This is a genomic window from Gracilibacillus boraciitolerans JCM 21714 (assembly GCF_000521485.1).
Lineage (GTDB): Bacteria > Bacillota > Bacilli > Bacillales > Amphibacillaceae > Gracilibacillus > Gracilibacillus boraciitolerans.
In genome coordinates this window covers 115,407-141,493 of the sequence record NZ_BAVS01000002.1, presented here as the reverse complement: position 1 = coordinate 141,493, position 26,087 = coordinate 115,407, and the positions used below count along the sequence as shown (strand labels likewise).

At 36.4% G+C, this 26,087-nt stretch carries 18 protein-coding genes and 6 pseudogenes; 4 read left to right on the top strand and 20 right to left on the bottom strand.

The annotated features are described in order from the left end of the window. Position 1 precedes the first annotated feature (1 nt). From JCM21714_RS03795 to lacZ, 6 genes and pseudogenes are all read right to left on the bottom strand, one after another. Positions 2 to 847, bottom strand: a complete 846-nt coding sequence (locus JCM21714_RS03795) for a carbohydrate ABC transporter permease (RefSeq protein ID WP_035721957.1) — start codon at positions 845 to 847, stop codon at positions 2 to 4. 13 nt (positions 848 to 860) lie between these two features. Continuing rightward, a pseudogene (locus tag JCM21714_RS03790) lies at positions 861 to 1,782 on the bottom strand (carbohydrate ABC transporter permease). A 68-nt stretch (positions 1,783 to 1,850) separates the two neighbouring features. Beyond that, entirely contained in the window at positions 1,851 to 2,702 is an 852-nt protein-coding gene (locus JCM21714_RS23630; protein WP_369403439.1) for an extracellular solute-binding protein, read from the bottom strand. 20 nt (positions 2,703 to 2,722) lie between these two features. Continuing rightward, on the bottom strand, positions 2,723 to 3,187 hold the full coding sequence (locus JCM21714_RS23625) for an extracellular solute-binding protein (RefSeq protein WP_369403438.1): 465 nt from the start codon (positions 3,185 to 3,187) through the stop codon (positions 2,723 to 2,725). Between the two features lie 444 nt (positions 3,188 to 3,631). After that, positions 3,632 to 3,817, bottom strand: coding sequence for a cold-shock protein (locus JCM21714_RS03780; RefSeq protein WP_035721955.1), 186 nt, complete (start codon positions 3,815 to 3,817; stop codon positions 3,632 to 3,634). 126 nt (positions 3,818 to 3,943) lie between these two features. Continuing rightward, positions 3,944 to 7,055, bottom strand: a pseudogene (gene lacZ, locus JCM21714_RS03775) (beta-galactosidase, LacZ type). 136 nt (positions 7,056 to 7,191) lie between these two features. On the opposite strand from lacZ, the gene JCM21714_RS18005 reads away from it, so the two are divergent. Together JCM21714_RS18005 and JCM21714_RS18000 are read left to right on the top strand one after the other, a co-directional pair. After that, positions 7,192 to 7,800 carry a LacI family DNA-binding transcriptional regulator gene (locus tag JCM21714_RS18005; protein ID WP_052000365.1) on the top strand — a complete coding sequence of 203 codons (609 nt, stop codon included), beginning with the start codon at positions 7,192 to 7,194 and terminating at the stop codon, positions 7,798 to 7,800. Continuing rightward, positions 7,746 to 8,177 (top strand): substrate-binding domain-containing protein, encoded by a 432-nt coding sequence (locus tag JCM21714_RS18000; protein ID WP_084040567.1) that lies wholly within the window; start codon positions 7,746 to 7,748, stop codon positions 8,175 to 8,177. Before JCM21714_RS18005 ends, JCM21714_RS18000 begins: the two co-directional genes overlap by 55 nt. Positions 8,178 to 8,187: 10 nt before the next feature. Here the strand turns inward: JCM21714_RS18000 and JCM21714_RS03765 are convergent, their stop codons facing one another. The 4 genes from JCM21714_RS03765 to JCM21714_RS03750 form a co-directional block, all read right to left on the bottom strand. Then, positions 8,188 to 8,958, bottom strand: coding sequence for a sugar phosphate isomerase/epimerase family protein (locus JCM21714_RS03765; protein ID WP_035721953.1), 771 nt, complete (start codon positions 8,956 to 8,958; stop codon positions 8,188 to 8,190). Positions 8,959 to 9,144: 186 nt separating this feature from the next. After that, complete coding sequence (locus JCM21714_RS03760) at positions 9,145 to 9,762, bottom strand: nucleotidyl transferase family protein (protein ID WP_035721951.1); 618 nt, start codon at positions 9,760 to 9,762, stop codon at positions 9,145 to 9,147. Between the two features lie 167 nt (positions 9,763 to 9,929). Beyond that, positions 9,930 to 10,937 (bottom strand): dienelactone hydrolase family protein, encoded by a 1,008-nt coding sequence (locus JCM21714_RS03755; protein ID WP_035721949.1) that lies wholly within the window; start codon positions 10,935 to 10,937, stop codon positions 9,930 to 9,932. Positions 10,938 to 11,263: 326 nt separating this feature from the next. Beyond that, positions 11,264 to 12,160, bottom strand: a complete 897-nt coding sequence (locus tag JCM21714_RS03750) for an RluA family pseudouridine synthase (RefSeq protein ID WP_035721947.1) — start codon at positions 12,158 to 12,160, stop codon at positions 11,264 to 11,266. Positions 12,161 to 12,327: 167 nt separating this feature from the next. Between JCM21714_RS03750 and JCM21714_RS03745 the strand changes: the two are divergent. Next, positions 12,328 to 13,727: pseudogene (locus tag JCM21714_RS03745) on the top strand (Na+/H+ antiporter NhaC family protein). 69 nt (positions 13,728 to 13,796) lie between these two features. Then, positions 13,797 to 14,642: an alpha/beta hydrolase gene (locus JCM21714_RS17995; protein ID WP_052000363.1), complete on the top strand. Its 846-nt coding sequence runs from the start codon at positions 13,797 to 13,799 to the stop codon at positions 14,640 to 14,642. 5 nt (positions 14,643 to 14,647) lie between these two features. Here the strand turns inward: JCM21714_RS17995 and JCM21714_RS03735 are convergent. The 10 genes and pseudogenes from JCM21714_RS03735 to JCM21714_RS03710 all read right to left on the bottom strand — a co-directional run bounded on the left by JCM21714_RS03735 (position 14,648) and on the right by JCM21714_RS03710 (position 26,020). Beyond that, positions 14,648 to 15,302: pseudogene (locus tag JCM21714_RS03735) on the bottom strand (SGNH/GDSL hydrolase family protein). Positions 15,303 to 15,666: 364 nt separating this feature from the next. Further along, positions 15,667 to 17,943: pseudogene (gene yicI, locus JCM21714_RS03730) on the bottom strand (alpha-xylosidase). Then, positions 17,940 to 18,272: a hypothetical protein gene (locus tag JCM21714_RS23620; RefSeq protein ID WP_369403437.1), complete on the bottom strand. Its 333-nt coding sequence runs from the start codon at positions 18,270 to 18,272 to the stop codon at positions 17,940 to 17,942. The pseudogene yicI and the gene JCM21714_RS23620 overlap by 4 nt, the downstream one beginning before the upstream one ends. After that, positions 18,257 to 19,633, bottom strand: a complete 1,377-nt coding sequence (locus JCM21714_RS03725; RefSeq protein WP_369403436.1) for a glycoside hydrolase family 2 protein — start codon at positions 19,631 to 19,633, stop codon at positions 18,257 to 18,259. The genes JCM21714_RS23620 and JCM21714_RS03725 overlap by 16 nt, the downstream gene beginning before the upstream one ends. A 34-nt stretch (positions 19,634 to 19,667) precedes the next feature. Then, positions 19,668 to 21,698, bottom strand: a pseudogene (locus JCM21714_RS03720) (beta-galactosidase). A gap of 168 nt (positions 21,699 to 21,866) precedes the next feature. Next, on the bottom strand, positions 21,867 to 23,561 hold the full coding sequence (locus JCM21714_RS23615) for a DUF4982 domain-containing protein (RefSeq protein WP_369403445.1): 1,695 nt from the start codon (positions 23,559 to 23,561) through the stop codon (positions 21,867 to 21,869). A gap of 19 nt (positions 23,562 to 23,580) precedes the next feature. Beyond that, a complete protein-coding gene (locus tag JCM21714_RS23610) occupies positions 23,581 to 23,790 on the bottom strand; it encodes a hypothetical protein (RefSeq protein ID WP_369403435.1) in 210 nt (69 codons plus the stop codon). Then, positions 23,783 to 24,052: a hypothetical protein gene (locus tag JCM21714_RS23605; protein ID WP_369403434.1), complete on the bottom strand. Its 270-nt coding sequence runs from the start codon at positions 24,050 to 24,052 to the stop codon at positions 23,783 to 23,785. The genes JCM21714_RS23610 and JCM21714_RS23605 overlap by 8 nt, the downstream gene beginning before the upstream one ends. Then, positions 24,007 to 25,293: a glycoside hydrolase family 2 protein gene (locus tag JCM21714_RS23600; protein ID WP_369403433.1), complete on the bottom strand. Its 1,287-nt coding sequence runs from the start codon at positions 25,291 to 25,293 to the stop codon at positions 24,007 to 24,009. The genes JCM21714_RS23605 and JCM21714_RS23600 overlap by 46 nt, the downstream gene beginning before the upstream one ends. A 175-nt stretch (positions 25,294 to 25,468) precedes the next feature. Then, a complete protein-coding gene (locus tag JCM21714_RS03710) occupies positions 25,469 to 26,020 on the bottom strand; it encodes a DUF624 domain-containing protein (protein ID WP_035721945.1) in 552 nt (183 codons plus the stop codon). Positions 26,021 to 26,087 lie beyond the last annotated feature (67 nt).

Here is a 26,087-nt window from a genome sequence, read left to right as displayed (position 1 = left end):
TTTAACTTTTTACTGCACCCTCTGTTAAACTTTGGATAAATAATCGATTTAACAATAGAAAAATAACAATCAATGGTACGGTAGCCCAAAATGTTCCAGATAAAATCATTCCATTATCACGGACATAATTATCAATCAAACCACGTAACGCCACCTGAATCGTAAAAGATGACTCTTCGCGTAAGACAACAAGCGGCCAAAGAAAATCATTCCAAACGTACATAAACTTAATAATGGCTAATGTTGCAAAAGCCGGTATAATAACGGGAACTGCAATATTCCAATATACTCTAAAGTTTGTACATCCATCGATTTTGGCTGCTTCAACAAGTTCATTCGGAATATTACTGCTTATATATTGTCTCATCCAAAATATTCCAAATGCATCAATTAGACCTGGTACAATAATTGCCTTAAAATCATTCAGCCAATCTAACTTAGTTATGATGAAATATTGCGGAATTAACCCGAGTTGTGGAGGTATCATCATCGTAACAAGGATAGCCACGAACAAGAAATTTTTCCCTTTAAAATCAAACTTAGCGAAAGCAAATCCTGCTAAAGAACATAAAAATAACACACCGATTGTTACAACAATTGATACAATTAATGAATTCAAAATTGCACCCATAAAATCAATTGTATTTATCACATTTGTAAAGTTTGTCACCAGTTCCGACCCAGGAATAAACGCAGGTGGAACACTATTAATCACACTGTTATGGTTTGTAGCCATCACAAACATCCAATACAATGGAAAGATGGATAGAAAGGAAGCAACAACAAGCAGTACATAAACAAAAAACTTTGAAATGGAAACCTTATTGGATTTTATTTTTTCACTCATTTGCTAACCCTCCTTATCGCCCAATCCGATTTGCAAAGAATACGTTAATTGACGATATTATAATAATGATAATGAACAAGACAATCGCAGCTGCTGAAGCAGGACCAAATGACAAGTTCGTAAATGCTTCGCGATATAGGTATAAAACAACTGTAATTCCTTCTTCTCTATACGATCTTCCAATAAAAATTAAAGGCTCAGTAAATAACTGCAATGCTCCAATTGTTGACGTGAATACAGTTAATATAATAATTGGGCGTAACATCGGTATTGTAATATACTGTATCTTTTGGCGTACTGTAGCCCCATCAATCTGTGCTGCTTCATATAATTCATTTGGTATCGCCTGAAGACCAGCAAGATATATAATCGTGTTGTAGCCAACCCAGCGCCAAAAAACCATAGTAGAAATAGCAATTTTCACACCCCCCACCACGAGGTTCCCCAGCTAATTGTATCGATTCCAAACCATCCCAGAATAACATTAAACAGACCAAAATCCTGATTGTTAAACATGATTCCGAATACAATCGCAACCGCAACAGTGGATGTAACATAAGGCATAAATATCGATACTCTGAAAAGACTTTTCATCTTAATCAATGCGGAGTTTAACGCATATGCCAAAATGATACCGATTATTAATTGCGGCAGGGTGCCTAATACCCACATAATTAATGTATTAGTTAATGATGTCCAGAATATTCCATCGGTTAATACCCACTTAAAATTTGTAGACCTACAAATTCCATTTCTCCAAGACCATTCCACTTTTGAAAGCCAAGATAAAAACTAAATAAAATTGGAAATAGTCCAAAAATAGCAAATAAGATAAAGAAGGGTGAAATATATAAATATGCAGAAAGAGCTTCTTTCCGTTTCTCGCTTAAGGATGATTTTTTAGTGGTCTTTAGTGCTGTATCTGTTTGAGCCATGGTAATCTCTCCTTTCATTGGTTTCAAACGTTTATGAATAGAATCCATAAACCGTTTGAGTATCATCCTTATTGTCTTTCTAACTGTGAGTTAATACGCTCTATTGCTGCATCCCATTCACCTTGTGGATCAGCTCCATCCACCGCGACGTTTGTAAGTGCTGTTTCAAGCTCCGTATCTACAATGGCATAATTTGAACCCATGTATACTTCTTTAACAGCTTGTGCAGCTTCTGCAAATATTTTTGCAGTAGGAGCGCCGTTAAAGTACTCATCCGTAGTCGCCAGAAATTCCTCATTTTCATATACATCTGGTGTAGATGGGAACAATCCTGCAATTTCAAATGATTTCAATTGTTGTTCAGGTGCTGTTAACCATGAAATAAATTTATATGCTTCTTCTGGATGTTCAGATTCTGCTGGAATAGTTAAGAAAGAACCTCCCCCCCAGTTACCCGCACCTTCAGGTATAGATGAAATGTCCCATAAGCCTGATGCATCTGGTGCATTTCCTTTTACATTAGCAACCATCCATCCTGGTGCACCTGGCAATGTTGCATAGCTGCCTTCTGCCATTGCAGTTCCCCATTCAGGTGTCCAAAGTGCGTTTTGACCAATTAACTTTTCCTCAATCATTTTAGTTGTATAGTCATACGCTTCTTTTACTGTATCTTCCATAATTAATTCATTGTCTTCATTAAAATATTGTAGTTCTTGCTGGTCTCTTAATGCATTAAATACAAGCTTTGGTGTATCTGCAATCGGTTTACCTGTTTCAGCTTTAATTGTTTTAGCTGCTTCATAATAAGCATCCCATGTGTTAATTTCAGCTGCAACTTCTTCACGATCAGTTGGAAGTCCTGCTTCCTCCATAACATCAATACGATAGAACATGGTAGTTGGGCCAATATCAGTTGGCAAACCTATTTGAAAGGATCCATCTACATTTTGAGCCTGTGCCCATTTCCAATCAAGAAATTTCCTGAAACATCATTTGCACCATAGTCATTCAAATTATAAAATTGATCTTGAGCTCCTAAGAATTTTTCAATTTGACTCACTTCTATTTGCGCAATATCAGGTGCGCCACTTCCAGCTGAAATGGAAGTAAACAAGTTGTTATGCATGTCATTCATTTCACCTTCATTAATGGTGATTTCAACATTAGGATTTTCTTCCATATATTTATCCACTAATTCACCATAGCCTGTGCTCCCGAAAATCCAGAAATCCAAGGCAACCTTTTCGCCACTGTCACTGCTAGTGTCTTCTCCATTATCACTAGTTGTATTTTCACTATCGTCTCCCCCCCCATTATCGCTACCTGTACTTTCACTATCATCACTGCAGGCAACTAAAGAAACGACCACTAAAGAAAAAATAATTAACATTAACCACTTTTTCATCACTACTAACCCCCCATATTTTTAAAAAATTTTAAAACTCTTACTAAACCAGTCATTGACATTAACAGCTCCAATGAAGCTCTTTCAAAATTGCGTTCTATCATTCTAACAAAATCAAAAATAAGAAATCGGTTTCCTTCTTGCTAAAAAAAAGATACAAATATTAATGCTGCAGCATTGTGTATCCGTTTTCTTATTACAGTATATTACTATAAGATTACAAAATCAAGTGTTTTTTTAGAAAAAAATAACCTTTAATTAAAGAATAAAGGAAAACGGTTTCTGAAGTTATTATAATCTATATTAAGATTGCTTGAATTTACTATGACAGAAAAATAATGCCATCAACTTCGCTTGCCCTTACGCTTTATCATTCATGCGAACGATAATAATAAAAACTGCATTTCTCCTGATCAGGGGGGGAATGCAGTTTTTATTTTACTTCTATTTCATCTCTGGAATTACTCGAACTTCTTTTTTCATTTCGGAATGACAAATGGGGGGGCAAGTAGGTTCTTTTTCAAAAGAATAATTTTCTCTCATCCATCCTTGACAATCATCATTCACACAAGACCAGACATTTGTTTCTACATTCTCTACAGGTTCCTTTTGATTATTAAAATAAGCCATTCGGCACTCCCTTTCATGGGTTATACTACTATTATACGCCTTATTGTAATTAATTTCAAAGTTATAACAATGGAGCAGCGTTAGCACCCATGAGGTTTTTCATCTCCAATGATCTTAATCAAAAAATCATTTGGTAGTTAGACCTTCCAGCGTAAATCGATAACTATAATTCTGATTTGCAAACATGCGGAACTCTGGATGTGTCGGTTGTCCCCAGCTATCATCTCCACCTACACCCATTTGCCACCCGTTAATTCTAACAGAGACTTTATCAGATTTCGGTAATTTATAGTGATGACTCGCTTCTTCTAATTCAAATGGGGTGAATGGCAGTGCATTTACTTCAACTGTAGGATCACCGGATATTTTGATACCATTTCCTTGTTTATCTGTGATCTCCATCCAACGCACCCCCCCACATTTATTTCCGCTTTCTTGTGGCCTTAAATATGGCTGCAATTGATCTGCTACCTTTCCTTCATGTATAGCAACTTTCCCACTTTTTTGACGATCCCAATAAGTTTCATGAGGTCCTTTCCCAAACCATGTTAACAGGTCAAATGATTGGTCCAATTCAAACCTCATACCAATTTCTGGTATATCTGATAGTCCGTTGCCTGGCTGCAACAAATGCTCCACTTCGATTTGATGGGAAGCATGAACTTTATAGCGAATAGCTGCTGTCGATACAGATGATGTGAATAACTGATAATAAACGTCCACAAGTGCATAACTTCCATGATCTTTTACATCAAGATTGATTAATGAGCGGTCAAGACTAGCTTTTCGCCATTCCTGACTCTTTTCATTGACATGTGATCCCCCGATCATTGTCCGTCATCGCTCTCCAATAGTTTGGCACCAGTGGACTCTTCATTAATTCCGTTTCGTTAATAAGATAAGACGTCAGATCTCCCGTATGTTTACTAAACGAAACACTAAAATCATTACCTTTTATAACATACGCATTATTCTGTTCTTCTACTTGTAATTTACCATCTGTGACTTTTTTTGCAGAAACAGCAGGAAGGAAAAATTGTTCAAATGAGACTTCATGATCTGGCTTAGCCAGAATGGCTGCTTCTTATAGACAACTTGCAGTGTAATTACTTGTTCCTTCGCTGAGTTAAATTTATCCTTTTGATAATCTAATGTTACCAATTGTTCTGTTTGAGCCGCTGCCTCTAACAGTTGTACACCTGATTCCAATATATCTCCGTCTTCTTCTACCGTCCATACTAATTTGTATTGATGTAAAGATTGGAAAAGATGCTTATTGATTATTTTAAATTCACCTTTACTTAAATCTAATTCCTTAATATCAATATTACGGTAGCATGCTTTTACTTCCATTAGTTTCGGTGATACGGTTCCATCTGCAAAAATTAGACCATCACCAGCAAAGTTTCCATCATGCGGTGATTCCCCCAAAATCTCCACCATATGCTAAAAATTCTGTTCCTTCTTCTGTATGATGACGCAATGCTTGATCTTTCCAATCCCAGATAAACCCACCTTGTAATGTTGGATAGCGATCAAAAAGCTCCGTATATTTGTGAAGATTCCCCGTTGAATTACCCATAGAATGAGAATACTCACATAATATATATGGCTTCTTCTCCCCTGGTTGATTCGCATAAAATTCTAATTCCTGTGGACTGCGATACATGGTCGATTCCATATCTGAAGCACGATCAGACGGACGGTAATGGAAAATACCCTCATAATGAACAAGTCGAGTCGGATCTTCACTCCTGTAGAAATCATGCATTTTCAAGAAATTATCTCCACCAAATGATTCATTGCCTAGTGACCAAATGACAATGGATGGATGATTTTTGTCTCGTTCATACATCGATTTACAGCGATCAAGGACGTTTTCTGTCCACTCCGGTTTACTACCTGGTAAGGAATTCTCCAATGTTTGTTGACCATAACGCCATGTTCCGTGTGTTTCCAAGTTCGTTTCATCAATGACATATAATCCGTATTGATCACATAGGTCATACCATTTTGGATGGTTCGGATAGTGTGAGGTACGAACGGCATTGATATTATATTTTTTCATTAGTACAATATCGTCAATCATATCTTGTTCCGTAACGGCACGACCATGATCTGCGCTAAATTCATGACGATTAGTCCCTTTAAAAATAATTCGTTTGCCATTAATATGCATAATATTATCAATCATTTCGAATTGACGGAAACCAATTTTTGTTGCGAAGACTTCGACGATTTGATCGTCTTCTCCCTTCAATGTGAAAACCACCGTATACAAGTATGGATCCTCTGCACTCCATTGACGTGGTTCAGATATATTTGTAGTAATTGTAACCGTAGCAGATTCTTTTTGATATAAATCTAATTCAATCGTTTGTTTCGTCACCGATTGGTTCTCAGCCGAAACCAATTCTATCTCTAATTTACTTGTTTGAAAGGATTGTTTAAAATAGTTAAGTACATAAGCCTGAACCTCTAGTGTTGCATTCTGATAGCTTTCATCAAGAGAAGTACGAATTCGATGATCATACAAGTGAAGCTCAGGGATAGCATATAAATATACATCACGAAAAATCCCACTCATTCTCCAAAAATCCTGATCTTCCAGCCAGCTGGCGTCAGCCCAACGATATACTTCAACCGCTAATTTGTTCTTTCCATCCTGCAAATATGGTGTTAGATTGAATTCAGCTGGCGTAAAGGTATCTTCACTATACCCCCCCACTAATTCTCCATTCAGCCATACATAAAAAGCAGCTTCCACTCCTGCAAAATGTAAAATAACAGGTTTTTCCTTCCAAGTATCCTCTAGTTCAAAGGATGTCACATATTGCCCAACAGGATTATAATTCGTTGGTGCGAATGGTGCTTGTATGTCTTCATGTTCAATCCACGGGTATCTTGTGTTAACATATTGCGGATAATCATATCCCTCTAATTGCCAATGTGCAGGAACCTTAATATTATCCCATTTAGAAACATCATAATCATGCTGGTAAAAATCCTTTATTCGCTGATCCGGATTTTCAGAAAAATAGAATTTCCATTTCCCGTTTAAATCTTTATAAAATGGTGACTTCTCATTGTGGTAGTTCAAGGCTTGGTCGTGATCCTGGAACGGAATCGCTAAGGCATGTTGTGGCATACGGTTCAATTGAAATATCTCAGGATTATTATTCCACTCTGGGTAGCCATTTTCTGGTGGTGTGTAAGTCAGTTTTGTTTTATTAAACATCAATATGATACCTCCTATTATATATTCAAAAATAGTACCTTTTTCGTATTATTGCCACTTATGTAGTATAATAATTTAAATAGTAAAAATAATCAAGTTAAATTTTACTTATTTTACTTACAGGATGGTGAAATAAATGGCAACAATCAAAGATATTGCACAGAAAGCTGGTGTCTCAATCGCCACTGTTTCGCGCGTATTAAACTATGATTCGACCCTTTCTGTTGGAGAAACAACAAAGAAAAGAATTTTTGAAATAGCGGAATCTATGTCCTATCAAAAAAAGAGTACACGCAAAAAATTAACTCGCAGAATCGCATTTGTACACTGGGTAACAGAGTCTGAGGAATTAACAGACCTATATTATATGGGAATTCGTCATGGGATTGAGGATGAGGCGAAAGAAGTTCATTTACAATTATTAAAATATACGGTAAACGATCTCAAAGAAATTCCCAGCAGCATCGATGGGATTATCGCAGTAGGTCGTTTTAGTAAAACACAAGTAAAACAATTTAAGGCTATTAGCGATCATATTGTCTTAGTAGATTCTGATTTTGAGCATCAGGGTTGTGATGCGGTTTTGACTGATTTTCAACAGGTACTTGTTGATGCAATTGATCATTTAACAGAGAAAAATATAACAAAAATTGGTTTTATTGGGGGGGCAAAGAAACACTCCAGGGATCCATTCCGCCAACAGAGGATATCCGGGAATATTATTTTCGACAGTATGCCAAAGTAAAAAAGGTATTAAATGAAGATCTTATTTTACTAGATCATTTTAATGTAGATAGCGGCTATCAATTAATGAAAAAGTTGTTGTCAAGAGAATCTCCAGATAATATTGGTTTTATCGCTGCCAATGATCCTTTAGCTATTGGTGCTTTAAAAGCTTTAAATGAAGCGAAGATAGCAGTACCTGAACAGGTGAGCTTAATAGGTATAAACGATATTAGCATTTCCAAATATGTTTATCCTTCGTTAACAAGCATTCGTATTGAAAAGGAATTAATGGGTAAAACAGCAGTCAATTTAATGATGGAACGTTTACGTGATGATCGTCAAATATGCAAAAAAGTATTTCTCGAAACTTCTATAGTAAAAAGAGAAACAACCTAATCGAACGGGATCAGGTTGTTTCTACGATTGCTTTTAATTCATGTAGTGTTCTTGCATCCTTTAAAAATTGCCGTTCATCATCATTCTTAACAAATTCCATTAGAACATATCTTTCCTGTCCATCTTCTTCAATTGTTTCCAGGTATTGCTGCCACTCTTTCGCACCAGTTGCTAACTCCATACGATTATCAAATGAATGCCAGTGAAAGATATGGGTATTAGAAATCCACGGTTTTAATGCTTTAATACTGGCAATTCTTTCTTTGACAGAAATATGATTAGGCGGTTGCCAATAGATGTAAACATTTTTATGTGCTATCTCTTCGAGTAACTTCCGAGCGCTTTCTTTCGTATCCGTTAGTGTGTGATCATGATATTCAAGATGTACACTGATTCCTTCTTCTTCAGCTAAATCAGCGATCCTTTTTGCATCCTCTATTAACTTAATACGCTCATTTTTATTTACTACCTTGCTTCCTTTGCTGCCAGCCCATACGCGGATAGCAGGTGCTCCTAGTTTCTTAGCAGTATCCAGGATGGTGGTAAAGTCGTACTCATTACCTTCATGATCTGCTAATCTGTAATAAGAACCATATGAACTGACTTCAAGTCCACGAGATCTTGTTAAATCAGCTACTTCCTCTGCCAGTTGGGCCTCTCCTGGTGGCACATGAATATCTCCTCCCCACTCAATCCCGTCCAATTCTGCCTCCAGAACCAAATCGATTATTTGCTGAGGATTTTTGTCACGAAACGTTACAGAACAAATACCTAACTTCATCTATATTCTCCTTCCCAAATTACTTAAATGATAAGGATTGCTTGATGTAATCAAAACTAAAATTAGTATAATTAATTCCTCTAGTTCATCGCTGGTAAACGTTCACTATTCTTGTTAGAATATTGTTTCTTTTTAAATTTACAAGAAATCGACAAGCAGTCGAAACATCTACTTGTCGATTCTTTGTTAGGATTCTAATAATGCTTCTAGAAATATCGTTGTTTTATCTAAGTTTTTGGAACTGGCAGGAATGATCAATATACGATCCTGAAAAGCCTCGTTATCATTAAAAACATCTAATTGATTTGTGCTAATTCCATATACATTTTCCGATCCAAATTGATATAATTCTACTCCATGTTCTTCCAATAAAGACACATCAATAACTTTGTTAAATTCTAATAAACCCTCTTGTTCCATCAATTCCTGAGCAAATACTTTGTCCGTCACCATGGCATCTATCATTCCGGTAGCAATTCTAGCAACCAACTTCTGAACCTGCTCATACGATTGTTCAGATAAGGTACCACCATTCGAAATAATGTTATCGGTCGCAACGCGAAAGTCTGAAAAATATTGCTCGTTTAGTTGATTTGAAAACTCTTCTGTTACATCATAAGGAATCTCCGTAACCACCATTAATTCATACAGTTCTTCTTTTTCACTAAAAGCAGTCGTTAATATCGATACCAGAAAAGCTACACCAAGAATAGTCCCAATAATATGCAATTTATAATATTCCCAAATATAATCGGCTGCTTCTTTAAAAGACATCGTTTTCAATGTTGCCCATAATTGTTTCATCGTGACATACTCCCCCCCTGATCGAATTATCTCTAGTAAAAAGTATATCACAATTAATGAAAACCGGAATTGCAAACACTACTTTTATACAAATTTTTCATTACTTCGAATCTGAAGATCCCATAATGTCATCACATGGGACAGCAAGATAAAGTCGAATTTTCCTTTTATGAAATTTGATTTACTAGCCAGTCATATGCTTTTCTACCATTTATCTCGTGTGCACCTGGAAAAATATCATAGCTGAATTTCTCTGGTCGATTATCATAATATTCCGCAATTTCAGCAATTGCTTTTTTTACATATGAATTAGGGAATATTAGATCTTTTTCACCAGACTCAATAAAAAGACTTCTAGGTGAAATAAGTGAAATCCACTCTGGTAATTCTGCAAAGTTTAAAATTCCTGGAATATAATTATCAATACAATGATGCCTAGCCATTATACTTCCTTTAAATGTGTTGGTAAACCCAGTTAGAACGGTTGCTTTTACTCGCAAATCAAGAGCCGCGGTATAAGCGGTGACTAAAGCTCCTCCCGAAAAACCCATCATCGCAATTTTTTGATCATCAGTTTCTGAACTTTGTTCGATAAAGTCTAATACTCTGCGTGCTTCCCAAATTCGTAAACCTGCTAGTGTTTTTCCTTCCATTAAAAGGTTTGTTGCCATTGCTTCACAGGAATTGATATTATCTTGTTCGATATCCCTAGTTAAACGGCGATCACCAAATCCGATAACTTCCGGTGCAAAAACCTTTAAGCCTTTTTTCACTAAATGTACCGCGAATTGATTATGAATACCTGCAACTTGCGCTTGTTCTCCAGTTTCTGTTAATCCGACTGCTTCTTTCACACCAAAACCGTGACCATGAAGGGCTAAGACAGAAGGAAATATTTTTTTGTTTGTTTTTGGTGTTAACACATACATCTTTATCTCAATAAGTTTTGTTAAAGATAGACTAAATAACTCTCGTTTATAATCTGGAAATTCTTTTGTTTCAATAAGATTAATTTGAAATGGAACTCGCGTTTCATCCAAGTATGTAAAATCACCTAATAATTCAAGCAGACCGCTCTTAAGCGTTAACTTTCTTTCAATAGGTCCCACTGCTTTAACGGTTTCTTCCAATGCATTATCATAAAATTGTTCAAATAATTGATCAAGCTTATTCATATACGCAACTCCTTCTAAAAATTTAACCATAAAAATGAAAACGTTTTAATCTTATCTTTCATTATAGCTTATTTTACACAGATAGAAAATATTTACGTTTTAATTCTTTTAGAAAATTACGTAACTTATCAATTGAAAAAATAAAGTTAGTGCACAAAAGGAAGATTATACGCACTAACTGATGAGGTAATTATGACTTGACTGTACGCTGCTACGGCTTGTCCGCTTCCCTTTCCACGGGTTTTTCTCATAGCAAAACACCTTGATAGTCCTTTATTATATATCATAAAAAATCGACATCGCTTTTGAATGTCGATTTTTAGCAGTTAAAATTGTCTTTTTTTCAAAAACTCTGTTGGTATATTCGACTTAAACCGAAGCAGTTCGCCTGTCACAGGATGGTTAATCGCTAATACGATAGCATGCAGACCAAAACGTCCAATCGCATTTCCCTTCGCGCCATATTTTTTATCCCCCCCAACTACGGGATGACCAATATCAGACATATGAACACGAATTTGATTTTTTCTCCCTGTTTCTAGATATACCGACAATAGTGATAGATTATTACTTGCTTTAATCACCTTATAATGTGTAACCGCCTTTTTTCCATCATCCTGTTTTTGACTGGAATACACTTTAAACGTCTTTGTTTCCTTCAACCACGAAGTAATGGTATCCTCATGTTTCGTAACAATTCCTTCTACCAACGCCACATATGATCTTTCTTTAACCATCTCTTTCCATCCTGTTTGTAACGTATGTTTTATTTCTTCACTTTTTGCAAATAACATCACTCCAGAAGTCTCCCGATCTAAACGATGCACAACGAAAATTCTGTTTTTAGGATTAATTTTCTGAACATAATCCATTAATTGCTTATAAGCAGTAAGCGATTTTTCTTGTTCTGTCGCCACTGTTAGAAGACCAGAGTCTTTTTCAATGACAATAATGGCATCATCTTCATATAAAATCTTCATTTTTTCAAAATTGGCTGCTTTTGCGGCTTTATTCTTCTGAATAGTAACCGTATAACCTGGTTCCAATTTGTAATTGTGCTGCGTTACTTCTTGATTATTAACGTACACTTGTCCACGAGTTAAAATTGATTTGACAGCATTTCTGCTACGATCAGAGAAAGTTTCTAGTAAGAAAGGAAGCAGTTCTGCCTGTTCTTTCACCTTGTACTCTTCCATGTTTGCATTTTGTCGATTTTTATTCATTTGGAGCCTCCATTCTATATTCATTATACTATATTTTAATGCAAATTGTTAGATTCGAGAATATTTTCCTGTCTTTCAACCATGCTATGAAAGGATACCTTCTATTTGTGAAGGTTCAGTGAAAGAACTTAAAGCTGCTTAATGTTACAAATGGAAGAAGGTTCAATATGGAAGGTACTTGGATTGCATTAGTCCCATTTTTAGTTGTAATAATTATAGCAATGTGGACGAAGCAGGTTTTCCCCGGATTGATACTTGGTTTAATTATTGGTGCCTATATTATGAAACCGACGATATTAGGCGGAATGGAATTATCCATCCAGTATATAGTCGATAGTTTAACCGATATTAACAATTTAAAAATTATCATTTTCTTATATATGTTTTCCGGATTAGTCGGAATTATGAAAGCTTCTGGTGGAATTAAGGGTTTTGTGGAGCTTACCTCTGAAAAAGTAAACAGTAAAAAAGAGGCAATTATTCTTACATGGTTATCAACTTTAGGTACTTTTAGTGCACCGAGCTTTCGGATTGTTACCATTGCCCCCCAATTATGAAGGCATTATTAACAAAAATAAACATGACACGAAAAGAATTAGCCTTTATGATTGAAACAAGTACGCAACCTGTGATCGTGCTCATCCCCATTGCTACAGCATCCGTAGGTTACATGGTTTCTATTATTGAAATGGGTATACAAAATCACGGATTGAATGAGGATCCTTATTCTATTTTTATCAGAAGTATTCCTTTTAACTTTTTTGCTATTACCATGATCATCGTTGGTACATTGTTTGTATTTTTTCGTCACAACAAAGCGGATATTCATGAAGATGAACGGGATCCTGATAAGATAACCATTACAAAAGATGATCAGAGTCAAGAGCTTCCCGCAAATCCATGGAATTTAATCATCCCTGTATTCTTAGTTATTTCATTAACATTATTTCTCACTTGGTTTGATGGATTCAGACAAGGTTATTCTTTTCCAGCAGCTTTTATTGAAGCAGATGTCTTACAAGCAATGGTGGTTGCATTATTTATTACTGTACTCGTTTCTTTTCTCATGCAAATCATTCAAAGGCACTCCTTGAAGAATATGATTCATGAGTTTATTGAAGCTGGCAATAATTTAATGTCCGTTATTCTATTACTGGCTATCGTTTGGGCTTTATCCTCTGTCACAGATCAATTAGGATTCTCCACCTTTGTTACAAATAATGTCGACTGGATACCACATTCGCTTATTCCACCTGTGATGTTTTTAATTGGTGCATTTGTTTCTTATTTTATCGGGTCTTCATGGGGGGGCACATGGGGGGGAATTTTAATGCCTCTTGGTTTTTCATTAGCACAGGCAACAGATGCATCACTTCCTCTTGTGATTGGCGCTGTTTTTGCCAGTGGCTCGTTTGGATCGTTTGCTTCACCACTAAGTGACAATACCAATACGATCGCTAATATTCTCGGGTTAGATGTAATTACATATGCAAAATATAAGTTAGGACCTGCATTAATTGCTGTATTAATATCGGTGATACTATATGGTGTCATGACATTATTTTAATCATGCTGAACTCTTTGATAATTTATCTTTTTTCAGCGAATAGGGTTTCAAAAACTTTTGGAGGTTATCATGGATACAACTAATTATTATATTGCAATTGACAAAGTAAAACTTTTTTATCGAAGCTGGATCCCTGAGCGTCCAAAAGCAATTATTATCTTAATCCATGGAGCTGGTGAACACTCTGGCAGATACACACACATCAGTAACTATTGTATGAGTCAACAAATGATTGTGATTTCACCAGATCTAAGAGGGTTTGGAAATTCTGGTGGTTCCAGAGGGCATGTTCATACATTTAATGAATACCTAGACGATCTTCATTTACTTATCCAGCAAGTGTGTTCTATATATCCTGATGTTCCGATATTTTTGTTTGGTCACAGCTTAGGAGGTTTAATTGTTATTCGTTATGTGCAAGAATATGCGCTTCAGACGAATGGAATTATTGTTTCATCGCCAGCCTTTAAACTTCGTGTGCAATTACCGTTTATGGTGAAACAAATACTATCTGCCGTTTCACGCTTTTCTCCTGGTTTATCGGTTCAACCGACTAAATGGAAACGACTGGCAGATAAGTTTCAAATTCTAGAACCTTATTTACCAAAAGAACGGGCATTACAAAAAGACCCGCTAATCACCGCTCAATATACTGCTCGTTGGTTAACAGAGTTAATGAGAAACGGAATACAAGCACTAAGTGAAGCATACCGGTTCAGTTTCCCACTATTTTGCGTATATGATCACAAAGATCCAATCGTACATCCTCCATCCATTCAATTATTTTTAGATAGCATTGCCATAGATGATAAAAACTTATTATCTTTTAATGATGGCTTTCATCATCCGTGGCATGCGCACTATAGAGATAAAGCGATTGATCATTTAATGGTTTGGCTTCATCAACGTATATAATCCAATTATTTCTCCCAATCAAATTCGATTTTATTTAAAAATGCTTTTGCCAGCACGATATGTCCTGTTGCATTGGGGGTGGACTCGATCCCAAGCGATGGTAGCTGGATAAAGATTTTCCAATATTTTGTTGAAGGCTTGTTGCGTATCGATAAACATCGTTTCATGCTTCTTCGCTACTTGACTGACAACTTGTCCATACGCATCCATTTTTGCTCGCATGGCGTCTTCCGAATTAGGTTCAATAAAATATGGTGTCATTAAGACAATATTTCCTACTATTTCTTTTGTCTGTGTCACTAATTCATCTAGCGTTTTTTGATATTCCTCGATATAAACGTGATGATCAGATATAAAAGGTGAATCAAATTGACGCCACACATCATTAATACCGATCATAATCACTAGCCATTCAGGTTTTTGTTCCATCACATCTTCTTGCCATCTTGCTTTTAAATCCCTTACAGTATCACCTGATATTCCTTTATTGACAACCCGTATTCCAAGCGCAGGGTATGAAGATTGTAAAAAAGCATCCACGAATGATACGTATCCATTTCCTAAGGCCTGAAACAATCCTTCTCCATCTGGTTTTAAGCGCTCACAATCTGTTACAGAATCTCCAATAAATAATAATTTTTGTTCTTTTTTTAATTTCATCTTTTTCCACCCTCCCTATTTACTATAGTAGCGGAATTCTACGAAAAATTCTATATGGATTTAGTTTACTAGTTTTATTTCTTTTATGATTTTCATCCTTTGCAGACTATTAAGCAGTTTCTTTTCATATCTACTACTTCTTGCTGAACTTATGCAGACTAAGCTTCCCTTTCTATGCATTTCTACTGCTTTTTGCTGAACTTATGCAAACTATCTACCTCTTTCTATGCACTCAACCCTTTTTTCAATGCAATTTTGCAGACTAAAAAACTATCTAGCTAATGATAAGAACAAGCGATCAAACACGTTAGTTCCTATTAATTATTGAAAAAGGTGACCAGGCTCTTACTTGGTCACCATTGTTTTACAAATTGATTAACAGTGTTTCCTCACCAGCTTTTGCTGAAACTTTTTTATGTCCCACTACTTCTACATGATAAGGTTTATCTAATCCTGATGTCGTAACATTTATCGTTTGCCCTTGGCGAATCGCCATTACAGCGCCGATTGCCTCACCTTTAGCATTAACAATGCTTTTTGTTACCTTTTGATTATTATCAAGACTATAAATTTTAAAGATTACCCATCCGCATAATCATATACTGGATTATCCTCTCTCGTACCCATCGGCAGAATAGTATTAGAACGAACAAAAAGTGGCAGACTGAAATAATCATATTTCTCTTTGATCCATTTACCACCTTCTACAACCTCACCTGTTAGAAGATGTGTCCATCTACCCTGTGGCAGATAGAAAGATCCTAAACTTTCCTCATTAAAAATGGGTGCTACTAAAATGGAATCCCCCCCTAACATATACTGACGATCTAATGTTTCACACAAGGAATCCTCTGGAAATTCTAATAACATGGCACGCATAACAGGTACACCTGATTGATTATTTTCGACTGCTTGGCCGTATAGATATGGCATCAAGCTATTCTTAAGCTTTGTAAAGTGCTTGGCCACTTCGACTGCTTCCTCATCAAAATTCCATGGCACGCGATAAGAGGAACTGCCATGAAAACGACTATGACTGGAAAGTAAACCAAATGCTGTCCAACGCTTGAACACATCTGGTGTTGCCGTGTTTTCAAAACCACCAATATCATGACTCCAATAACCAAAGCCTGAAGTTGTTAATGATAATCCTCCACGCAGGCTCTCCGCCATCGCTTCATACGTCGAGTCACAATCACCACCCCCCCAGTGGACTGGGAATTTCTGACCGCCTGTTGTCGCAGAACGAGCAAACACAATTGCTTCGTTTTCACCTTGTTCTTCTTTTAATAAATCAAACACCACTTCATTATATTTATATGCATAATAATTATGCATTTTATCCGGGTTCGATCCATCAAAGTAAACAACATCTGTTGGAATACGTTCACCAAAGTCTGTCTTAAACGCATCCACACCCATATCGAGTAAAACTTTTAATTTGGCTTGGAACCATTTGCATGCGTCTGGATTGGTAAAATCAACAATGCCCATTCCAGCTTGCCAACGATCCCATTGCCATACATCTCCATTAGACTTTTTAATCAAGTAGCCTTTTTCCATTCCTTCATCAAATAATGGAGACTTTTGAGCTATATACGGGTTAATCCAAACACATATTTTTAAACCTTTATTCTTTAAGCGTTTTAACATTGCCTCTGGATCAGGAAAGTTACGACGATCCCAAATAAAATTACTCCATTCAAATTCCTTCATCCAGAAACAATCAAAATGGAAAACACTTAATGGAATGCCCCCCCTTTCAGCCATGCCATCAACAAAATGGGTTACTGTTTCTTCATTATATTTTGTTGTAAAAGAAGTCGATAACCATAAGCCAAAGGACCATGCTGGTGGTAATGCCGGCTTACCTGTTAGTTCGGTATAGCGACTAACAACCTTCTTCGGTGTTGGACCATTAATAAAATAATAATCTAAATATTCCCCTTCGACACTAAATTGAGACCGTGATACGGTTTCAGATCCTAATTCAAAGCTTACTTCTTCAGGATGATTCACAAAGATTCCATAACCTTTACTACTTAAATAAAAGGGAATATTTTTGTACGATTGTTCTGAGCTGGTTCCACCGTCTCTATTCCAAATATCGACGGATTGACCATTTTTCACAAATGGAGTGAAACGTTCTCCAAGTCCATATAGGTGCTCCCCAACTCCTAAGCGAAGCTGCCCACGCATATATGTTTTATCTTCTGGCCCCTCAATCCATGCCATTCCTTTACCATCTGCCTTCGTTAACAGTCCAGCAGCATTTTCAAATGATAAAGAAAAATCACTTTTAGAAATTGTAAGCTGCAGTTCCCCCCCAGTCGCAAAGCTTATGCTATCATTTGACTCTTCCAAATGAATAGACTTTGATTCATCAAGCACTTCAAAGTTTGGATATTTTTCTTTTCCCCCCTTTAAAATGCCATGTTTGTATCCGTAACACATCATCGATCGGTGTCGATATTTTAATAGTTAGCAATGGACCGTCCAGTGTATCACCCCGATGATTCAAATATTTACAAGGTGCATAAAGGGTAACAGCACCATCTATTTCTACTACTTCATGAATTATTTTTGGAAAATGTATTACATATCCTTCTCTTACAAGCCAATTTCCATCTGTAAATTTCATTCGTTCTCGCTCCTCTTCCATCTCTTTTTCACTACGTTATATGCCAATTTTGGACGGCGGTACATATCGACAATTCCTTTATTATTTAGCGTTCCGGAACGTGTTTTAAACCATTTTTCTTCTGTAACACGGCAGTCTGAAAATTGCCAAATAAACATGCCTGATAAATATTCCTTGCTCTCATATGCTTTTAAATTCTCTTCGATTATCTCAGCTTGTCTTTCTTCCGTACCTTTTACCTGATTGGGAGATCTGTAGCCATATAAGCCGTCCGCCCCAAACTCACTCATTATCATTGGTTTCCCTTTGCCACCTAGCTGATCTGCCATCTTCTTGCTTGATCTGCCAATTCACTTGGATTCTCGTCGGTATACCATCCGGGATACAAATTAAATGAAACAATATCTACTAAGTCAAAACATAATTCTTTATCACGTTGATGACTGGCAAATGTTAAAGGACGGCTCTGATCCATCGCTCGGATTTGCTCTAATTGTTCTTTATACATTTCTCTACCCTCTTCGGTATTACTTGCACACTCATTCAATATTCCCCACATAATAATACTTGGGTGATTGATATGGTTTTCCACCATTTCTTTATTAACCTGTTCACACTGTTCACGAAATAAAGGATGCTGCATACGCTCTAAACTTAAACCACGTGCATGATTCTCTTCCCATACAAGAAATCCCATTTCATCACACAAATCAAGAAATAACTCATCATTAGGATAATGGCTGGTACGGATAGCATTGCCACCCATATCCCTTATTAATTCTAAATCCTTCACTATTAATGAAAAGGGTATCGACGCTCCAACTGTCGGGTGATCTTCATGTCGATTAAATCCTTTAATAAGGACTTTCTCCCCCCCATTAAGTTGAATGGCTTCATTTTCTGTTGTGATTGTACGAAAACCAACTCGTTCCACTTGATCATCGATCATATCATCATTATCTGCTTCAACTAATTGTATTGTCACATGATAGAGTGTTGGCTGACTGGGAGTCCATTCCACTACATTTTCAATAAAAATTCTGCTTTTCAATATAACTTCGCGAGTTGGATCCACTTGCACAGAATCCATGTCAAAGGTTCGACTAGCTACTGAGCCTTTTACTAGCACTTTCCTTTGATAGGCAGAAATATTTTGAATCCAAACGCTCACATCTAAGAACCATTGATCCTGTTCTTTAATTGGAATACATTCGATTCGATTAATAAAAACCTCTGACACTTCTTCAAGTACAACAGGTCGAATAATGCCACCATATGTGTAATAATCATTAGGAATATGCAAGGATGAGTTTTCTATGAAACGATTATCCACTACTACAACAACCTCATGTTCTCCTTTACTAACATTAGGAATCACTACTTTAAATGGAGTATATGCATTATAATGTGTCGTTTTTTCTACTCCATCAAAGTACACGATAGCGGTATGACTGACACCTTTGAATTCCAACTGAATCGTACCTGCTTGGTCGATATTTACTTTTTTTCGAAAGGCAGCTAATCCTCTGTATGTCAAAAAGTCTGGATGCATCTCCCAACAACTGGGTACGGGTAGTTGATAGTTATATTCTTCAGGTAATGGCTGTACTTTTTTGATCGGCTGGAATTCCCATAAACCAGATAATTCCTTTATTTGGCGAATCGTATGCTGATCAAACGTTCGTATCATGTGTAAACTCCTCTCCGCAAAGAAAAACCTTTTATTATTTTAGTATCAATACACCTCTCGCTTGTATTACAACCGAACCATTATATGTTTCACCTGTCAATTGATCTTCCAGCGTCAAATCTCCAGTATCAAAGGTTGCTGTTTCTGCATTATGATTCATAACAAAAAGTATTTTTTCTCCGTGTTTTTCTCTAGCAATAACTTCCACGCCTTTAGCGGATGTTAATTCCCCATGAAGATTTTTTATTTCACTAATGGTATCTACAAAATCCTGCACAAAGGCCTGATCTGGACTTGAAGCAACATAATAAGCTTCCCCCCTTCCCCCCCATACTTATTTCTAGTCAGTACAGGCATACCCTGATAGAAGTCAGCTCCATATGTGGCAAGTACTTCTGCCGTTTCGGCATGAATTAAATCAAAAAGAATATTACATTTATAGGTGTCGCTTAATTTACCGAATGATCGTTCGAAAACAATTTCATTGTAATGTGACGGCTCTAATGCATCAATTTCTTCTGCCCATATACCTACTAAGTCTCGTAATTCGCCTGGATATCCACCCAACGTTACCAGATCATTTTCATTGACAATTCCGCTAAAGAAAGTGGTGACAAAAGTACCGCCATTTTTCACAAATTGTTTTAAGCGATCTGCATGTCCTTCTTTCACCATATACAAAACAGGTGCAATTACGATGTCATATTGACCGAGATCTTCTTCGACACTGATCATGTCTACCGCAATATTGTTTTGATAAAAGGCATCATAATACTTATGCACTTCTTTCACATAATCTAACGCAACAGATGGTCCACTTGATAGCTGTATGGCCCAACGATTCTCCCAATCAAAAACGATGGCTACTTTTGCCTGGACACGACTATCAATAAGTTTATCTTCTAGTTTGATTAGCTCCTGGCCTAATTCAGCTGATTCTTTAAATACTCGCGTATGTTCATGGCCAACGTGTTCGATCACCGCACCATGGTATTTCTCTGTTGCGCCTCTTGAGCGTCTTAGTTGGAAAAACATGACTGTGTCAGCTCCATGTGCCACGGCTTGATAACTCCATAATTTCATTACACCAGGGCGTTTTAATGCATTATATGGCTGCCAATTTTGCTGGGAAGGGGTTTGTTCCATCAACATAAATGGCTGACCACTTCGTAAACCACGCATCAAGTCATGTGTCATTGCCGTCATACTAACTGGAGTATCAATGGAAGGATAGTTATCCCATGAAACAACATCCATCTCTTTCCCCCCATTTAAAGTAATCAAGCTCAGGATAGAGACCCATTAAATTGGTTGTAACCGGAATGTTAGGTGTATGCTTCTTCAGTACATCTCGTTCTAATTTAAAGACATCTAATAAACTATCAGACTGAAAACGGCGATAATCTAATGATATTCCTTGAAAATTTGTGTTGCGTCCACCTTGCCATTCTTCACTTAAACCATTGGGAGCAACTATTTCATCCCACTCATAAAAAGTATGTCCCCAAAAACGAGTATTCCAAGCTTCATTCACCGCTTCCAGTGTTCCATATCTGTCTTTTAGCCAAACACGAAAAGACTTTTGACAATTGTCACAATAACAATAACCACCATACTCATTTGATACATGCCATATCAATACTGCTGGATGATCCTTATAACGTTCTGCCAGTTTCTCAGCTATTCTCTCCGCATACTTACGATAGGTTGGACTATTGGGACAGGAGTTATGACGTCCACCAAACTGTCTTTTCTTTCCTTCAAAATCCACTCTGCGTACATCAGGATATTTCTTTGCCATCCATGCTGGGTGTGCTGCTGTACTTGTCGCTAAACAAATATAAACACCATTTTTATATAATCGCTCGATTGTTTCATCTAACCAGGTAAAATCGTAGGTGTTTTCATCCGTTTGATTCAACGCCCATGAGAACACATTAACGGTGGCCACATCTATTCCAGCCAATTTAAACATACGCAAATCCTCTGATACTGTTTCGTGATCCCATTGCTCTGGATTATAGTCTCCGCCATACCAAATCTTCGGTAAATTTTCATTAATCATGTTGCTTCCTCCTCTACCTTTTGAATAATTATTTTAAACGAATTGTTTTTTCGTTGTCTTTTACGTTAGTTTAGCAAAAATGGTATCGTTTTCAATTATAACAAATATAATTTATCTCTTGAATTACTTTCATTGTTACTAAATACAAATAAACAAAAAAATTACCTTTCACTCTTTAAATTGAAACCAGCTTAAATTAAAATTCGATCCAGGCAAGAAAATGATCGAAATATTTTGGATGCCTGTCACTTTAGTTATCGGAAAGATTTTTTTCTGATATTGCTCTGTGTGATTGAATTCTAGAATATTCGCTGTTTCTTCTTCCCCATCAAAACAGCGAATATGGATGGAATTTTTATCGATTGGTGAATGTCCATAGAGCACGATTTGTGTGGCTCCTTTTTCACCAAAATCTAAACCTTCAAAATCAAAGGAAACATTATTACCAATTTGCTCGACACGGTCTGCTAATTTGGTAAAATGATCACCATATATTTTGTCTGCATCCACCGCGTAGTTTTGCTCAAAAGCTCTATTTTGCTTTTCGAAACAAAATCCTTTGATATGCATCTTCTTATTAGTTACAAATGATAACGAGGTAACACCTTTTAATTTCTTCGATAAGCTAAATATTTCTTCCTGATAGACATTCCATTTTGATTCCTTCTGATAAATGGCATCTGCTAACAAGGTACTAGATGATTCCCCCCCCGGCATACCTTCCCAGATTTGAAGCTCGTATGGTTCACTTGATAAAGCAAAAATTGAGATCGTGACTTTATCAGATCCTTCTTTACCAAAATCAATATCTCGAAAGCCTACTTGTGATTCACCATCTCTACTTGTAGCGACACCTCGTTCGTTACCATTTGTTAATTCGCCTTCATGTTCATCGTACAAACCTGCAGAGATAAAGGAATAGGGATCTTTATAAGCAGTTCCCAATCCTTTTGCTTTAAATTCCAGTTCAGAGATTAAATTAATAGTATTTTTACCATTTCTACTTGTACACCTGACACGGAAATCCCCCCCGTCACCAAATGCTGTAACCATTGCTTGCTGTCCGTTTGGTTGGATCGAAGCTATATTGGAATCAATTCCTACATCATTTACAACACTCCACTCTACCTCCTGGTAATCTGTGTTCGTAGGAGAAAGGGTGGCAATGACATTAGCTGTAGGCTGTTTGTCATTTAGAAATTGGCCATTATCTGAGCTTATTTCTATTTTACGAACAGGAATTTCGTTTTGCTGACCGGTTAATATAGCTGATGGCTGATTAGAAGTAATTGGGTTTTTATTTGGCAGCTTCTCCTCAGGACTGCAAGCTGTTAACTCTAGAGATGCTTCTGGTAATGTTGGCGAAGTCACCTTAACGTGAATAAGACCTGCTTCAAAAGTGGTTGCAACGATCGCCATTAATTTACCATTAAATAATCGTCTACTTATTCCTTTGTACTGATCATAATCGGTTTGATCCCCCCCATTATCTAATCCAATCAAACGTCCTGCGCCATCAACTTTGACGGTCACACGGTTATTTGCGTTTTCGACAGGATTACCTTTTTGATTAATCATACCTATTTCAATAAAAGCAAGATCTACTCCGTCTGCTTGTAGTGTTGTATTAGAAGTTGTAAGTATGATTTCTGATGGATCACCAAAAGATCGTTTTTGATCTTGAGCGATAACGTTTCCTTCTTCATCATAAGCATAGGCTTCCAGGATTCCTTTCTGATAGGGAACTTTCCACCAACCAGAGATTTTATCACCATGTGTATGGTTAATTTCCTGAATGCCTAAAGATTGACCATTAAGTAATAACTCGACTCTAGGTGCATTTGTAGCTACCCTTACATCAATTATTTGCCCTTCATTAAAATCAATATGGGAAAATATGAATCATTGGCGCTTTCTTGTAATCCGTCCATGCAGATTGATATAAGAAATAGGAGTCTTTCTTAAAGGTCGCTGTGTCAATAGAACCAAAATAAGCGTTTTTTGTATGATAGGGTGTAGGTTCTCCTATATAATCAAATCCACTCCAGATAAATTGGCCTAAAGAAAAGATAGTATTTCTTTCTTTAATCAAAGCTGCTTCGATTGATTTTGCACCCCCAGCTTGTCGCACTATTTCCTAATGAGGAACAATGCTGATCATCATCTGCTAAAATCGGTTTATCATAGGGGGGGAAATGGTAAACACCACGGCTTTGAACAACCGCTACGGTTTCACTACCATAAATCACCCAATCTGGATGTTCTTTGTGATGCTCTTCATAATACTTCTCACCATAATTATATCCAGCTAACTTGATAATATCAGCACATTCCTGAGCATTTTTCCAAGGCATATAATTGGATCCAATCGTAACAACCGCATTTTTCTTGGGTCGAATTGATAAACTGCATCCATTAGTAACTGTGTTAATTGCTGTCCTCTTTCATCTGCATGTGTATCATAGATCTCATTACCAATACTCCACATAATAAGACTTACATGATTGCGATCACGTTTCACCCATGATGCTATATCTTTTTTGTGCCATTCTTTAAAGAAACGCGCATAATCATAGCGAGTTTTGGATCTTTCCCACATATCAAATGCTTCTGTTACAATTAGAAAGCCCATTTCGTCAGCAAGCATCATCATTTCTTTAGCTGGCATATTATGAGCGGTACGGATAGCATTTACACCCATTTCCTTTAATATTTGCATCCTACGTCTTAAGGCATGGATATTTATTGCTGCTCCTAATGCACCCAAATCATGATGTTCATTGACTCCATATATTTTCATATGTTGCCCATTTAAAAAGAAACCTCTATCAGTATCAAATACTACGTGTTTAAAACCTATATTTTGGGTTTGAGACTCTATTATTTGGCTATTTGATTTTGTTTCTAAAGTTGTAGTTAGTTCATATAAATTTGGTTTATTAATATCCCATAGTTCAGGATAATCAATCGCCAAAACTGCTTGGTCGATCATCTGTTTCGCTTTCAAATCACTCACCGTCTGGGTAACAACTATTCCATCTTTTCGCAGAGTATGTCTTAACATTAAAGACTCAGCAACAGATAAACTTGTATCTATCTCTACTCTCCACTTTTCATTTTCTTTAAACGTAGAAACATATATTCCATCTGTCTCAATATAATTTTCGCTTCTTTCTTTCAACCATACATCTCGATAAATTCCTGCACCTGTATACCATCTGCTGTTTGGACTTTGATATGTAACTTTCATTAAAAGTTGATTTGTTCCTTTAATAAGAAAATCGGTAATATTATACTCGAATTTCGAATACCCATATTTCCATTCGCCGACCTTTTGATCATTTACATATAAAACAGAATCCATGTAAACCCCTTCAAAAGTTAGTAGTATATCCTTTTCTAATGATGGATTATATTCATATACTTTTTTATACCATCCGATACTGTCTTCACGTAAATTATTCGTATCATATATTAACCAGTCATGGGGGGGAATTTCTACTGGAGAGAATTTCAGACTGCTGCTTGTTGATTCATTTAAGTCACTTTTAGCGAATAACCAGCTATTGTTAAAAAGTGTTGTTTGATTTAGCATTCTTTCACCATCACTTTCTCTTCAAATTATTCTTTTACAGTTTCTGTAGTATGATTTTCTTCCGTTTTTACAAATTTTATTTTTACGTCCTGTATGATTGGTTTGGTATTAAGCATTAAAAACCATGCTACTAGGCTACTAACAAAGATAATAATAAAATCAGACGTAAAAAACATCAAACTACCGTTAAAAAGAGAATTGCTATATTGCCAGTTGTTCTTTTAATCCATGTTAACAAGTAAAAACCGGACAGACGATAAATATCTCGCAATCTGAATTTATAATGTGTTGTGATTACTAAGGCATATATAGAAAATATCACAAGCATAAATATTGCCACTAGGAATATCCCGTTTAATATTTGATTTAATAATGTTGGTGACTGATTAAAATATTGTATATCTACAAGCAAAATGAAAAACACCGTAATAATTGGAAGCCAGACTTTTAAAACATCCTTATAGTTTTCCTTATATGCCCCCCAAAATACTTGCACCGGAGATAAATCTTTTTCTTTAGCTAGTCTTAAACTATGAAATAATGCAGCAAGTGCGGGGCCTGTTGGTATAAATGCTATATAATATAGAATCGCATTAGAGATAGTAGGTATAAGTGTAATCAACGCTGCAAATAATATACTGTTGGCAACAACAAATAAAATATTTAAAATAATCAACCAATAAACATAATTAGAAAAACGAAAAAATCCCATCTGATTATCGTTCATTTAAAAAACCCCCCCTTCTTCTATTATATATGTTCATTTTACTATGATTTTTGTCATGATTGCTATG

What these genes read in the sequence shown, in the direction of transcription:
- JCM21714_RS23605 (WP_369403434.1), bottom strand. Translation starts at nt 24,052, where the DNA reads ATGCCTTGGAAAAATGCTCAGGAATGTGCTGATATTATCAAGTTAGCT.
- JCM21714_RS23620 (WP_369403437.1), bottom strand. Translation starts at nt 18,272, where the DNA reads ATGGCAGATCAGCTAGGTGGCAAAGGGAAACCAATGATAATGAGTGAG.
- JCM21714_RS03780 (WP_035721955.1), bottom strand. Translation starts at nt 3,817, where the DNA reads ATGGCTTATTTTAATAATCAAAAGGAACCTGTAGAGAATGTAGAAACA.
- JCM21714_RS03765 (WP_035721953.1), bottom strand. Translation starts at nt 8,958, where the DNA reads ATGAAGTTAGGTATTTGTTCTGTAACGTTTCGTGACAAAAATCCTCAG.
- JCM21714_RS17995 (WP_052000363.1), top strand. Translation starts at nt 13,797, where the DNA reads ATGGATACAACTAATTATTATATTGCAATTGACAAAGTAAAACTTTTT.
- JCM21714_RS23600 (WP_369403433.1), bottom strand. Translation starts at nt 25,293, where the DNA reads ATGCTAAATCAAACAACACTTTTTAACAATAGCTGGTTATTCGCTAAA.
- JCM21714_RS03795 (WP_035721957.1), bottom strand. Translation starts at nt 847, where the DNA reads ATGAGTGAAAAAATAAAATCCAATAAGGTTTCCATTTCAAAGTTTTTT.
- JCM21714_RS18005 (WP_052000365.1), top strand. Translation starts at nt 7,192, where the DNA reads ATGGCAACAATCAAAGATATTGCACAGAAAGCTGGTGTCTCAATCGCC.
- JCM21714_RS03710 (WP_035721945.1), bottom strand. Translation starts at nt 26,020, where the DNA reads ATGAACGATAATCAGATGGGATTTTTTCGTTTTTCTAATTATGTTTAT.
- JCM21714_RS03760 (WP_035721951.1), bottom strand. Translation starts at nt 9,762, where the DNA reads ATGAAACAATTATGGGCAACATTGAAAACGATGTCTTTTAAAGAAGCA.
- JCM21714_RS03750 (WP_035721947.1), bottom strand. Translation starts at nt 12,160, where the DNA reads ATGAATAAAAATCGACAAAATGCAAACATGGAAGAGTACAAGGTGAAA.
- JCM21714_RS23625 (WP_369403438.1), bottom strand. Translation starts at nt 3,187, where the DNA reads ATGAAAAAGTGGTTAATGTTAATTATTTTTTCTTTAGTGGTCGTTTCT.
- JCM21714_RS03755 (WP_035721949.1), bottom strand. Translation starts at nt 10,937, where the DNA reads ATGAATAAGCTTGATCAATTATTTGAACAATTTTATGATAATGCATTG.
- JCM21714_RS03725 (WP_369403436.1), bottom strand. Translation starts at nt 19,633, where the DNA reads ATGATACGAACGTTTGATCAGCATACGATTCGCCAAATAAAGGAATTA.